Below are 12,224 nucleotides of genomic sequence, written 5' to 3'. Positions count from 1 at the left end.
CCCGCCAGGCTTCACAAAGCCATGGCAACGCCCTGAATAAAATAGAAACCGCCGATAGCGGTAACGATCCAACGCGTCCAGGTACGGAAATTGGCATCTGTGAGACGCTGCAAAATGCGGTTACCGGCCTGAGTACCCAGCATTGCGAAGGGGGCAGCAAGCAAGATCATAGTCCAGTCCCCCTTGCTCAAGCTCAATGCGGCCCCTAGGTAGAACACGATCTTTATACCGTGAGATATCACCTGGATCATTGCCTTGGTGGCCACCACCTGACGCCGATCCATGTCGGTGCGGATAAAAAAGATATCGATCAGCGGCCCTGACAAGCCGGCGGCGATGGTCAGCCCTCCTGCCACGAAGCCACAGCTCAAAGCATGGCTAGTTTTCGCTGCATTAAAGTGGAACCAGGTCTTGGGCATCCACACCAGGATCGGCATCAGCCCGATCAGTAGCGAGACAGTCACTGCATTCGGCGTGTAGTTGACCAAAAGCAGGCAAATTGCGGCTATTACCACACCACAAGTCATCAGTGCCACGATTCGCCACACAATGAAACGCCGTGAAAGCCAGGCACGAGAAGCATTCGCTGTAAGCTGGATGACACCATGTACCGCAATCGCCGTAGCAACTGGGAACAGTAGTAAAAGAAACCAGAGCAGCACAAGCCCACCGGCCATGCCAAAAACACCTGATAACGCGGAGGTCGTAAAAACCACGGCCACAAACAGGAAGCCTGATATTAATGACATCCAATATCACCTGAGACAGCCGCATCTATCGGCATGTAATGACCTCCTAGTTTGCGCAGCCCCCTACGTGGCTAATGCCGGGTGCGCGCGGGGTGCCACATAACCCAACTACTGATGTGGCCGCTCATCTTTATAGTACCGGCCCCAGCGGCTGATGACCGATCGAGCTTGGCCCAGCGACTCGAACCGATGTTGCCAAATGCACTCCTCCTTCAAGGACTGGAAAAGCGCTCAACGAGCCCATTCTGCTACCGGCGTGTAGGGCGTCGTGAACTCCTGGGTGAGTCTGTAGGCCTTCACCGTCCCCGTTTAGTTGGCTGCTGAAGCGGAGGCCATTATCGGAGCGCAGAGCCAACGGCTGATGAATACGGCCCAGTGCGCCGAATCGACGCACCAGAGTCTCTTCCTGCGTAGCTTCAGCGGTCTTGCTGCTGCCGTTGTCCGATAATCGCCAGCCAAGGATCTCCCGCGTGCATCAGCCGATGATCTCCGCAGGTTAGCCCGCCGATCCTTGCCGCACCACACATCCGTCAGCTCGGTGGCCCAGCGCTCATCCGGCCGTGAGGCAATTTGATTCGCTCACGATTGGTGGTAATCGTGCCCTTGCTCCCGGCATCACGTTCAGCCTCGCAGAACCAGCTATGCGGGCTTCTCGTGTACACCCGACTTGGGGCAATGGCAGCGGCAGCCGCCCACTGGCATATAAAAATCGGCTATATGCTAAAAGGCCAGACGAACCGCTCGCTAACTCACTTTAGGGAAGTAACGTTTCGAATTCACTCCATGGCTCCGCCCTCTTCAAGGTTTGGAGCCTCATGGAATCCCGGCACCGCTCAGCTCGCGGCCTTATTTTAACACGCGGCAAGTTGGATACCAAGCTATAATTCAAGTCCTCCTTGCATTTTTACGCAAACTGCGCGATAAAGACATGATGCCGGGCGCCACCAATGATATAATAATCATTGCCAATATAACCATTGAGATTGGGCTAGCGATTAGCGATTCTAAGCCACCGATTCGTGTAGCTCTCAAGAAATTCGACTCTAGCATTGGACCAAGAATAATTGCCAGCATCAGTGCCGGGACAGGATAGCGGTGCACACGCATCAGAACCCCGATCAAACCGAAGATTATCATCAGCATGATGTCAAAGGCCAGGAAACGCCATGCATATGCGCCAGTAAAAACCAACACGGTGACAATTGGTACCAAAATAGCCGTGGGAACAAAGACTACGCGCTGCGCTACCCGACTCAGAAAAATCCCCAGAATCCCGATCAGAAGAGATGCAACAAACAATGAGAGCAAAATAGTGTAGGCCTCGACCTGAAAGTTATTGAAGAACTGTGGCCCCGGCCGAACGCCATGCAACACCAGAGCCGCCAACATCACTAAGGTAGAGGCGCTACCGGGCAAGCCTAGTGTTAACATGGGCACCATCGCTCCGGTAGCAGTAGCATTATTAGCAGAATCGGTAGCCACAAGCCCTTCGTTGTGTCCCGTCCCAAACTTTTCAGGCATGCGAGACCATTGCCGAGCCTGGCCATAGGCTAAAAACGAACCAATGGTGGCACCAGCACCGGGAATGACTCCGACAAAGAAGCCTAGTACAGAAGAGCGAACAAGGTTGATCCTTTGCTTGATAGCGTCCTTCGCACCAAGAATGATCTCAGACCAGCCCTGTGCTTGGCTGCCATCCTGACTAGAAATACTCTTCTTACCAAGCAAAAGTAGTAACTCTGAGAAGCCAAAGAGGCCTAGCAGAACGGGGATCAAAGGCATGCCGTCATAAAGGAACGAAATACCATAAGTACCTCGCGGAAAAGCCGTCATGGAATCTGCACCGATTAGCGAGACCAGAATTCCAAAGCCAACCACAAGGAGTCCCTTGCTCATGTTCTCTGCAGACAGCGTACTGACGACCGTCAGCCCCAATACTGCCACCATGAACATTTCGGCTGGACCAAAGCGCAAGGCGAACATACCAAGAACTGGAGCAAAGATGAGGGCGAGGATCGCGCCCAGCATGGCTCCAATAGAAGATCCGGCCAGAGAGATACCAAGAGCATAACCCGAGCGACCAGCCTTAGACATAGGGTAGCCTTCCAAGGTGGTCGCAGCGTTGCCAGGCGTCCCGGGAATATTCATCAGAATAGCAGGTATCGATCCTGCGGCTTGGGCACCAGCATAGATAGCTGCCATGCATACGATAGCAACCACTGGTTCCATCAGAAGTGTGAAAGGCAGTAAAATCGCCATAATATTGGCGTCGTTGAATCCAGGTATAGCACCAACGAAGAAGCCGAGAAAGAAGCCTAGCAAAAGGAAAGTCAGAGTGTGAGCTTGAAACAGGGCAAATAAACCCATCAAGATGGCATCGATATCATACATGGGTGGTACCCTTTAGAAGCCGAGTGGGGATATCGGGACATTGAAGTCCATTACTTGAGCCAGCAAATGGAAGACCAGCGTAGCGAACAAGGAAATGCTCAGGCTTAAGCCAATGCGTAGCCCCATTGATCGTTCCCCACCCAGACCAGATAGAGGCAGGGCTAAGGCAAGAAACAAGAAATTTGCAACATTAAAGCCAAGTGACAAGAAAACAGGGAAGTATGCCAAGCTAATTACGGTGAAGACAATTCTCTTCCGATGTGCTCTTTCCCAGCGACGGAGGCTATCCATTAACGCGCCCTCGTCCGGCGCAGGTCGCTTTTTGCTATCTCTTGCTCCCATCATAAAATCGCGTACAACTACTACCATAGACATGATCATTATGAAGATCATGACCACGTCAGGTACGCGCCTTGCACCACTTGCAGCATCCTGAATGCTGTACCAGTAGAGCGCAGTGGCCAGCAGAATTAATGCCGGTACCAACAGCACTCGCAAAATAGCTTGGGTGGACATTCTGCCTCTTCTCTTTCCATAGCGTGTGGCGCATTATGGCAGCCGCGGCTGCCATAATGCGCTGTTGGAAAATCTTATTACATCTCTTCTAGGTCCTGCTCCATGGCCGGACGAAATTCGTCAAGCAGAGCAATATATTCTTCGATGAATTGGTTCATCCTGTCCGGGCCCCAGGCCTGAGCAAAGAAGTGGATGTCCTGATCTTCTGCGGCTTCACGAAACTCATCGGACTCAAGGGCTTTCATGAAAGTTGAAGAAAGCCGCTCGAAAGTATCGGGATGATCATCCCTGACCTGCGCCGATACCATGGCGCCATAGGGCTCATAAAGATTAGGCATCTCAAAATCGAGCTCTTCTTTAGCCGGGGGTGCATCCCACAGGCCAGTGGAGGGGTCTTCATCGGCAAAGATGCACAGGGCACGAGTAAGTTCGAGAACGTTGATGGCCGACCAATAAGGAGCCATACACAAATCAACGTGGCCGCCCGCAACGGCGTTGCGTGCCTCCCCCCCGCCATCGAACGGAACGATGCGAATATTAATACCAGCTCTCTCCCGCAGCACTACAGTTGCAGCGTGCGCAGCTGACATGGGGCTTGACACCGAGGCAGTAAGGGTTCTACCAGTCTCACGCGCATCATCGATAAGTTCTTGCGCAGTCTGATAAGGTGAATCTGAGGGCACCAGTAGGACGTTGGGATCCTGGAAGTAAGAGCCAAGCCAGGCGACCTGCCCTAGAGAAAATTCATCGGACTGCAATACGCTTAGCCAGGCCACGTGTGGTGCAGGCGTGAACAATACGGTGTGACCATCGTGTGAGGCGTCTTTCAATGCATTCTGTGCGATAAGAGTCCCTGCACCGGGAGAGTGATTGAGGCGGAAGGGGTCACTCATACCCAGGGTGGTTTGCCACGCAGGCGTCACAAGTCGTACCGAGCGGTCGGTACCTCCACCTGGCGAAAAGGGAACCAGCACTTCAATGCGACCGCTGGGAAATTCGTTGGCAAATACGGGCTTGGTAAGCAGGCTGCCACCGAATGCTACGCCAGCAACTGTCGCAACCGAGCCCTGTAGGAAACGGCGGCGGCTAGTGTTTAACTTATCAGACATTATTAGCCCCTGTAGTTGAAATTATTGATAATTCAATAGGATAAACATACTGCATAATATGTCTATCGGCATGAGATAGCCTGTTGAAGTGGCCCACAGGAGAGTTATGTGACCACAGATCATGTGCTATGCACCCTACCAAAGGCTAGACCAAAAATGAAGATTGTCAACAGATGACATGCAGGCTAAGCTCGGGGCAGTACATCCAACAACAGGAAAAGGAGCGCTCATGGCGTCACCTCTGCTTGCTACACAGCCTGCGTTTAGCGACCTTGCAAAAGATTTTCGCGACGGATCCCGCTCGCCGAGGGATTACTTGGAGCTCTGCATTGAGGCCATCGAGAACCGCGAAGGGTTAGTAAAAGCTTTCACCTATTACGACTTCGAGCAGGCTCGCGAGAGGGCCGATGCGTCTTCCCGGCGTTACGCCGAAGGACGCCCCCTTTCTCCCATCGACGGGATGCCAGTCGGTATCAAGGACATCATCGACACGCGCGATATGCCTACAGAAATGAACAGCAGTATCTTCATTGGGCACCGCCCCTTGACCGATGCCGCTTGCGTCCGCGCCATCAATGAGGGTGGCGCCTTTGCCATCGGCAAGACCGTGACCACCGAGTTCGCTATTGGTCGCTCAGGCCCAACGACAAATCCTCACAACCCTGAACACACGCCAGGTGGGTCATCGTCGGGGACAGCGGCAGGGGTCGCCGCAGGGATGTTTCCGGCTGGTTTCGGCACCCAAACACAGGGCTCGATCATTCGGCCGGCATCGTTCTGTGGCGTGGTGGGTTTCAAGCCGACACTGAACTCCCTGTCGCTGAATGGGGTACATCCTTTGTCGAAGTCGCACGACCATTTAGGTGTTATAGCCGACAGCGTGGACGATGCTTGGTGGCTGGCCAGATGGGTATCAGAGTACGCTCCGGAACAGTGTCACCCAGGACTATCAGGGCCCTTGCAGGGTCCAGTAGCGCCAGGAAAACCTGCCAACCTGGCCGTGCTGCGCACCAATGGTTTCGAGGATCTGGATGCCACCAGCCTGAGTGCCTTCGAGCAGCAACTCGACGCCTTGCGCCTCGACGGCATCACCCTCGTCGAGCCGGAAAATGACCCGCTGCTGCAGGCACTGGTAGACGCCCTACATGATGCCCCAGAGCGCTCACTGGAGCTGCTGGCCTATGAAATGCGCTGGCCCTTCCAAGACTATGTGGAAAAGCATCCTAACATGGTCGGCGAACGCATACACGGCTTGATGGAGAGCGCTTCCCGTATGACGCGCGCCCAGTACCGTCAGCTACTCATCGACCAGTACCAGTTAAAGGAACGGCTGCAGGCACTCGCTGGCGATTATGATGCCTTTATCCTGCCCGCGGCATCTGGGCCGGCGCCACATGGCTTCGAATTTACCGGCTCTCGTCGCCTTCTGGTGTACAGCACCCTCCTGGGAGCGCCAGCCTTCTCTGTCCCACGAATGACCGCCGCCGGTATGCCCTTCGGGCTCCAGCTCGTGGGTTTCCCTGGGCAAGATTATCATCTCGCACGACAGGCAAGATGGATGACCCAACGCAATTGACAAGTCACGGTCTTTAGAGGGCGCCATGCACTTTTTTCAGCGTATGGCCCTTTATAGCCAATGTCATGTCATTGGCCAAGTCCACTATTATACTCCGGCGGAGAATCACCATGTTAGGCGGAATCAGTATCTGGCAGCTGTTAATCGTACTCGGCATCATCATCCTGATCTTCGGTACCAAAAAGCTGCGCAATGTGGGCGGCGACTTAGGCGGTGCCGTGAAGGGTTTCAAACAGGCCATGAGCGCTGATGGCAAAGATACCAGCACACCTTCTCCCCTTACGCAGGTCGGCCACGAAGAATTGGGCATGGACGCATCCTATGACACCCAGGCCAAGGGACAAGGCGAGAACAAGTAGATCATTATGCTTGATATCGGCTTTCTCGAACTGCTGATCATCAGCGTGGTTGGCCTGCTGGTGCTGGGCCCCGAGCGCCTGCCCAAGGCGGCACGCACCGCCGGCCTGTGGATCGGCAAGATCAAGCGCACCGTGTCGGGCATGCAGCGCGAGATCAACGCCCAGCTAGAGGCGGAGGAGCTGCGCCAGAAACTCGACGAGCAGCAGAAGAAGCTCGACGAGAGCCTGGGTAGGGTCAAGCGCGACGTCGAACGCTACGCCGAGCCCGATGACGCCACGCCGCCCGAGGGTAACGACCAGCACGGCGCCACTGAGGCCGGCAACGATGAGCCGCCGGCCAGCGAGCGCCTCGACAAGGCCCTGGCGAGCAAGGCGCGGCGCGATGCGACGACCGCCGAGCAGGCCTCCACATCATCGCCCCCCAGTGACAAGGATTCGCCCTCACGATGAGCGACGACGGCTCTCGCGATACTCAGCGCGACAAGCAGCGCAGCCAGCAGAACGAAGCGTCCCAGGCACCGCTGATCGAGCACCTCATCGAGCTGCGCTCGCGGCTGATGCGCTCGGTACTGGTGATCGTGGTGATCTTCCTCGGCCTCTACGCCTTCGCCAACGATATCTACATTTTCGTGTCGCAGCCGCTGGTGGACATGCTGCCGGAAGGCTCGCAGATGATCGCCACCGAGGTCGCCTCGCCGTTCCTGGCGCCCTTCAAGCTGACGCTGGTGGTGGCGGTGTTCATCGCCGTGCCGTTCGTGCTGCACCAGGCCTGGGCCTTTATCGCGCCGGGGCTGTACGACAACGAGAAGAGCCTGGCGATTCCGATCCTGGCCTCCAGCGTGGCGCTGTTCTATGCCGGCGCGGCCTTCGCCTACTACGTGGTGTTCCCGCTGCTGTTCCAGTTCTTCACCCAGACCGGGCCGGAGAACGTGGCGGTGATGACCGATATCAACGCCTACCTGAATTTCGTGCTCAAGCTGTTCTTCGCCTTCGGCGTGGCCTTCGAGATTCCCATCGCCACCTTCCTGCTGATCTTCTCCGGCGCGACCAGCGTCGAGAGCCTGTCGCAGAAGCGTCCCTATATCTTCCTCGGCTGCTTCGTGATCGGCATGCTGCTGACCCCGCCGGACATCATCTCCCAGAGCTTGCTGGCGATGCCTATGTATTTACTTTATGAAATAGGCCTGCTGTTCGGGAAACTCATGAAGCGAAAACAAGTTTCCGGAAAAGCTTGTGGCGTTGGCAAACAAAGTATCTGAATCGCCCTAGTGGCATTTGGCTATACATTAGTCGAGCAAGGTGCGCCAGCAGAGGGCTAAAGCGGGATCGCAGAAGCGCGATTCAAAACAGGGTTACCAGAGACTCACGCACGCGCAGTCGCTCGTCGACCAGCAGCAGCTGACGCCACTTGTCGAAGGTTAGACAGGGATGGGAGGCACCAAAGGCGACGATATCGCCGATGCGGATGTCGTCGTCGATCTCATCGGGCAGATGAATGAAGGCGTGCTGGTCCATCAGCTTGGTCACCCGCCAGCCCTCCACCGAGAGCACTTGGTCTGGGCTGCCGCCCTCGCGATAGCGACGCAGCGGCAGCGGCAGCTGGTCGGCGGCGATATCGCGCTTGCCGAGGGTGGCGATGGCCAGCCCGGGCTCGGGTAACGACTGTATCTGGGCGAACACCTCCAGCGCCGGCTCGAGGCCCTGCTGCAGCTCGGGGCGCCGCGCCAGCACGCCGCGCTGCGCCTCGCGGTAGAGGCCGTGGTCGTGCACCACGTAGCAGCCGGGCCGCAGCACTGCGACAATCCGCCCGTCGAGGCGTGCATCGCGGAAGGCTTCAGCGATCAGGTCATACCAGGCCGAGCCGGAAGCCGTAATGAGCGGCGTTTCGGCTTCGATCAAGCCATCCTGATCGAGCGCTCGTGCGGCCTCCACCAGCTGCCAGGCGTAGTCGCGCACGGCACTTTCCGGGTCGTCGCCATGCACCACGCCTTCGTAGCCCTCCAGGCCAGCAAGCACCAGCGCCGGCTCGACATCGATCGCCTCGCCCAGCGCCAGCACCTGGTCGTGATCGCGGCAGCCGCAGCGGCCGCCCTCTATGCCGAGTTCGATCAGCACCTTGAGCCGCAGGCCGCGGGCGGCGAAGTAGCGCCCCAGATGGCGGACATTAGCGCCGCTATCGACCACGCAGTAGACGTCTGCGCCGGCCTCGAGCAGGTCGCCGATGATCGCCATATTGGCCTCGCCCACCAGCTGATTGGCCATCAGCAGACGTCTGGTGCCGTGGACGAAGGCCGCCCGGCACTGCGCCGCCGTGGCCAGTGTAATGCCCCAGGCACCGGCGGCGACCTGACGTCGGAACAGCGCCGGTGCCATGCTGGTTTTGCCATGCGGCGCCAGTCGCGCACCGTGGGCGTCGGCAAAGCGCTGCATCCAGGCCAGGTTGTGCGCCAGCGGCGCCTCGTGGATCACCGCCGCCGGTAGGCTGACATCCATCAGTAGCGCATCGCCGCCCTCCGGCGTGCCCTTGTCACAGCACCCTGCTCGCGCCATGCATGACTCCCGTTGCAGGTGGGTTACTCACGCTAGTGTGACGCCAGATGCCGCGCCTGTCAGCGCACCTCGAGGATCTTCAGGGTATTGGTGCCGCCGTGGGCGTTCATGTGGTCGCCGCGGGTGAGGATCATCAGCTGGCCGGTCTCGGCAATGCCGTGGTCCTTGAGGATCGTCATGGCCTGGCGATTGAGCTCGGTGGGATCCATGTCGGCAGTATCGAAGGGCAGCGATACCACGCCGCGATACAGTGCCATGCGCCGCTGGGCGGTGGCGCTGTGGGCCAGGCCGACGATCGGCAGCCCCGAGCGAATGCGCGAGGCGATCAGCGGCGTGTAGCCGGTGGCAGTCATGCAGGCGATGGCGGCCACGCCCTCGAGGTGGTTGGCGGCGTACATCGCCGACAGCGCGATGGTCTCGTCGACCTGGGTGAAGCCCTCGTGGATGCGGTGGCCGGACTCCTGGGCGGTGCGCTCGCGCTCGGCGCCCAGGCACAGCCGGTGCATCGCCTCGACGGTCTCCACCGGGTAGTCGCCGGCGGCGGTCTCGGCGGAGAGCATCACCGCGTCGGTGCCGTCGAGCACCGCGTTGGCGACGTCGAACACCTCGGCGCGGGTCGGCAGCGGCGAGTCGATCATCGACTCCATCATCTGGGTGGCGGTAATTACCGCGCGGTTGAGGCTGCGGGCGCGCTTGATCATGCGCTTCTGCACGCCGATCAGCTGGGCGTCGCCGATCTCCACGCCGAGATCGCCGCGCGCCACCATCACCGCCTCGGAGGCGAGGATGATGCCGTCGAGGGTCTCGGGGTCGGCCACCGCCTCGGCGCGCTCGACCTTGGCCACCAGGCCGATCTCGCGGCCGGCGTCGCCGAGCAGGCGGCGCGCTTCCTGCATGTCGGCGGCGGAGCGCGGGAAGGAGACCGCCAGGTAGTCGACGCCGATGTCGATGGCGGTGGCGAGATCGGCCTTGTCCTTGTCGGTGAGCGCCGCGGCGGAGAGGCCGCCGCCCTGCTTGTTGATGCCCTTGTTGTTGGACAGCTTGCCGCCGACGATCACCGTGGTATGGACCTCGTCGCCCTGGATCGCGCTGACCTCGAGCACCAGGCGGCCGTCGTCGAGCAGCAGGCGGTCGCCGACGGTGACGTCGGCGGCCAGGGTCTTGTAGTCGCAGCCGACCCGGGTGGCGTCGCCGGCGTCGCTGTCCAGCGCCATGTCGAGGATGAAGGGAGCGCCCTCATCGAGCGTGACGGGGCCGTTGGCAAAGCGGGCGATACGGATCTTGGGGCCCTGCAGGTCGCCGAGGGCGGCAACGCTCTTGCCGAGGCGTGCGGCGATCTCGCGGACCCGGGCCAGGCGCTGGCGGTGGTCGTCGGCGGAGCCGTGGGAGAAGTTGAGGCGGACCACGTCGACGCCGGCCTCGAGCATGGCCTCGAGGACGCCGTCGCGGTCGCTGGCCGGGCCCAGGGTAGCGACGATCTTGGTGCGGCGGATGGTAGACGGGTCGTTGCTCATGAGGCCCTCGGCAGCACCAGGATGGCGCGCAGGTCATTGACATTGGTGCGGGTCGGCCCGGTGATGATCAGGTCGTCCAGCGCGGCGAAGAAGCTGTAGGCGTCGTTGCGCGCGAGGTGGTCGGCCACCGACAGCCGCACGGCCCGGGCGCGGTCCCAGCAATCGGGACCGAACAGCGCCCCGGCGTTGTCCTCGGAGCCGTCGATGCCGTCGGTATCGATGGCCAGGGCGTAGATGCCCTCGGTGCCCTTGAGCGTCTCGAACAGCCCCAGCAGGTACTCGACGTTGCGCCCACCGCGGCCGTCGCCCTGCACGGTGACGCTGGTTTCACCGCCGGAGAGGATCAGCAGCGGCGCTGTGATCTCACCCTGGGCGGTAAGCGCCATGCGCCCCTGGGCACGCCCCAGATCGCGGGCCTCACCCTCGAGGTCGTCGCCGAGCAGGCGCACCTGCAAGCCGCTACGCTCGGCGCGCCCCTGGGCGGCACGCAGGGCATCGCTGGCCTTGGCCAGCACGTGCGAAGCGTCGCGGGCAAAGCCCGGCGCGCCGACCTGGGGCGCCGAGACATCACTGACCAGGTGGCGGCGCACGCTATCGGGAATCTCGATGGCGTGGCGCTCGAGAATCGCCAGCGCATCGCGCGGGGTCGTGGCATCCGGCAGCGTTGGCCCCGAGGCGATCAGGGTCGGGTCGTCGCCGGGCACGTCGGAGATCAGGTAGGTCACCACACGGGCCGGATGCGCCGCGGCGGCCAGGCGGCCGCCCTTGATCGCCGACAGGTGGCGGCGCACGGTGTTGATCTCGCGGATCGGCGCTCCGCAGCGCAGCAACTCGCGGTTGATGGCTTGCTTCTGGCGCAGCGCCAGGCCCGGCGCCGGCAGCGTCATCAACGCCGAGCCGCCGCCCGAGACCAGCGCGATCACCAGGTCCTCCTCACCGAGCCCAGTGACGCTATCGAGCATGCGTCGGGCCGCCTGTTCGCCGAGGTCGTCGGGCATGGGGTGCGACGCTTCCAGCACCTCGATGCGCCGCGTGCGGCCCTGTGACGGTACCCCATGGCCATAGCGGGTCACCACTACACCGTCGAGAGCGGCATCCGGGTAGCGCTTTAGCCAGGCATCCTCAAGCGCCTGGGCCATGGCCGCCGCGGCCTTGCCGGCCCCTACCACCACGGTGCGGCCGGCGGGCGGCGCCGGCAGATTATCCGGTAGCAGGCTGTCGGGATGGACGGCAGCAACGGCGCCCTGTGCAAGACGCAATAGCCACTGGCGTGTCGCCTCCGAACTGGTAAAAGGGGCAGGGGGGGTAAAGGCATTCATCGGTCAACTCCTCACAGCACGCAGCGCGCGTCGCAAGTGAAAGCGGGATCGCGTATCGGGGAAGCAAAAAAACCGGTGACAAGCCACATGTCGCAGGGGGGCACCTGTCACCGGTGGAAGGCCACATGCCGTGGCGATGGC

12 protein-coding genes are annotated in these 12,224 nt (G+C 60.1%); 4 read left to right on the top strand and 8 right to left on the bottom strand.

What is annotated here, in order from left to right; translation table 11 throughout:
• Positions 1-11 precede the first annotated feature (11 nt).
• The 5 genes from CK498_RS09450 to CK498_RS09430 form a co-directional block, all read right to left on the bottom strand.
• Positions 12-749 carry a sulfite exporter TauE/SafE family protein gene (locus tag CK498_RS09450; protein ID WP_095620608.1) on the bottom strand — a complete coding sequence of 246 codons (738 nt, stop codon included), beginning with the start codon at positions 747-749 and terminating at the stop codon, positions 12-14.
• A gap of 108 nt (positions 750-857) precedes the next feature.
• Positions 858-965 carry an integrase core domain-containing protein gene (locus CK498_RS26860; RefSeq protein WP_141246933.1) on the bottom strand — a complete coding sequence of 36 codons (108 nt, stop codon included), beginning with the start codon at positions 963-965 and terminating at the stop codon, positions 858-860.
• A 669-nt stretch (positions 966-1,634) separates the two neighbouring features.
• Entirely contained in the window at positions 1,635-3,140 is a 1,506-nt protein-coding gene (locus CK498_RS09440; protein ID WP_095620607.1) for a tripartite tricarboxylate transporter permease, read from the bottom strand.
• 12 nt (positions 3,141-3,152) lie between these two features.
• Positions 3,153-3,656 carry a tripartite tricarboxylate transporter TctB family protein gene (locus CK498_RS09435; RefSeq protein ID WP_095620606.1) on the bottom strand — a complete coding sequence of 168 codons (504 nt, stop codon included), beginning with the start codon at positions 3,654-3,656 and terminating at the stop codon, positions 3,153-3,155.
• A 77-nt stretch (positions 3,657-3,733) separates the two neighbouring features.
• On the bottom strand, positions 3,734-4,765 hold the full coding sequence (locus CK498_RS09430) for a Bug family tripartite tricarboxylate transporter substrate binding protein (RefSeq protein ID WP_095620605.1): 1,032 nt from the start codon (positions 4,763-4,765) through the stop codon (positions 3,734-3,736).
• Between the two features lie 229 nt (positions 4,766-4,994).
• Between CK498_RS09430 and CK498_RS09425 the strand changes: the two genes are divergently transcribed.
• The 4 genes from CK498_RS09425 to tatC all read left to right on the top strand — a co-directional run bounded on the left by CK498_RS09425 (position 4,995) and on the right by tatC (position 7,959).
• Positions 4,995-6,341, top strand: a complete 1,347-nt coding sequence (locus CK498_RS09425) for an amidase (protein ID WP_176475757.1) — start codon at positions 4,995-4,997, stop codon at positions 6,339-6,341.
• A gap of 110 nt (positions 6,342-6,451) precedes the next feature.
• On the top strand, positions 6,452-6,700 hold the full coding sequence (gene tatA / locus CK498_RS09420) for a twin-arginine translocase TatA/TatE family subunit (protein WP_095620603.1): 249 nt from the start codon (positions 6,452-6,454) through the stop codon (positions 6,698-6,700).
• Positions 6,701-6,706: 6 nt separating this feature from the next.
• Complete coding sequence (tatB, locus tag CK498_RS09415; protein ID WP_095620602.1) at positions 6,707-7,150, top strand: Sec-independent protein translocase protein TatB; 444 nt, start codon at positions 6,707-6,709, stop codon at positions 7,148-7,150.
• Complete coding sequence (tatC, locus tag CK498_RS09410) at positions 7,147-7,959, top strand: twin-arginine translocase subunit TatC (protein WP_095620601.1); 813 nt, start codon at positions 7,147-7,149, stop codon at positions 7,957-7,959. The genes tatB and tatC overlap by 4 nt, the downstream gene beginning before the upstream one ends.
• A gap of 82 nt (positions 7,960-8,041) precedes the next feature.
• Here the strand turns inward: tatC and CK498_RS09405 are convergent, their stop codons facing one another.
• From CK498_RS09405 to CK498_RS09395, 3 genes are read right to left on the bottom strand one after another with little or no spacing between them, the layout of a single operon-like run.
• A complete protein-coding gene (locus CK498_RS09405; RefSeq protein WP_095620600.1) occupies positions 8,042-9,250 on the bottom strand; it encodes an amino acid deaminase in 1,209 nt (402 codons plus the stop codon).
• A 59-nt stretch (positions 9,251-9,309) separates the two neighbouring features.
• Positions 9,310-10,764, bottom strand: a complete 1,455-nt coding sequence (gene pyk, locus CK498_RS09400; RefSeq protein WP_095620599.1) for a pyruvate kinase — start codon at positions 10,762-10,764, stop codon at positions 9,310-9,312.
• The gene (locus CK498_RS09395; protein ID WP_095620598.1) at positions 10,761-12,083 is read right to left on the bottom strand and encodes a glycerate kinase type-2 family protein; all 1,323 of its coding nucleotides are present in this window, start codon (positions 12,081-12,083) and stop codon (positions 10,761-10,763) included. Before CK498_RS09395 ends, pyk begins: the two co-directional genes overlap by 4 nt.
• Positions 12,084-12,224 lie beyond the last annotated feature (141 nt).

The organism is Halomonas salipaludis (genome assembly GCF_002286975.1).
Lineage (GTDB): Bacteria > Pseudomonadota > Gammaproteobacteria > Pseudomonadales > Halomonadaceae > Franzmannia > Franzmannia salipaludis.
Note: the sequence above shows the minus strand (reverse complement) of the source record. Positions and strands in the feature narration are given on the sequence as shown.

Coding starts and splice junctions, on each gene's coding strand:
- CK498_RS09450 (WP_095620608.1), bottom strand. CDS start 749: ATGTCATTAATATCAGGCTTCCTGTTTGTGGCCGTGGTTTTTACGACC.
- CK498_RS09440 (WP_095620607.1), bottom strand. CDS start 3,140: ATGTATGATATCGATGCCATCTTGATGGGTTTATTTGCCCTGTTTCAA.
- CK498_RS09435 (WP_095620606.1), bottom strand. CDS start 3,656: ATGTCCACCCAAGCTATTTTGCGAGTGCTGTTGGTACCGGCATTAATT.
- CK498_RS09430 (WP_095620605.1), bottom strand. CDS start 4,765: ATGTCTGATAAGTTAAACACTAGCCGCCGCCGTTTCCTACAGGGCTCG.
- CK498_RS09425 (WP_176475757.1), top strand. CDS start 4,995: ATGGCGTCACCTCTGCTTGCTACACAGCCTGCGTTTAGCGACCTTGCA.
- tatA (WP_095620603.1), top strand. CDS start 6,452: ATGTTAGGCGGAATCAGTATCTGGCAGCTGTTAATCGTACTCGGCATC.
- tatB (WP_095620602.1), top strand. CDS start 6,707: ATGCTTGATATCGGCTTTCTCGAACTGCTGATCATCAGCGTGGTTGGC.
- tatC (WP_095620601.1), top strand. CDS start 7,147: ATGAGCGACGACGGCTCTCGCGATACTCAGCGCGACAAGCAGCGCAGC.
- CK498_RS09405 (WP_095620600.1), bottom strand. CDS start 9,250: ATGGCGCGAGCAGGGTGCTGTGACAAGGGCACGCCGGAGGGCGGCGAT.
- pyk (WP_095620599.1), bottom strand. CDS start 10,764: ATGAGCAACGACCCGTCTACCATCCGCCGCACCAAGATCGTCGCTACC.
- CK498_RS09395 (WP_095620598.1), bottom strand. CDS start 12,083: ATGAATGCCTTTACCCCCCCTGCCCCTTTTACCAGTTCGGAGGCGACA.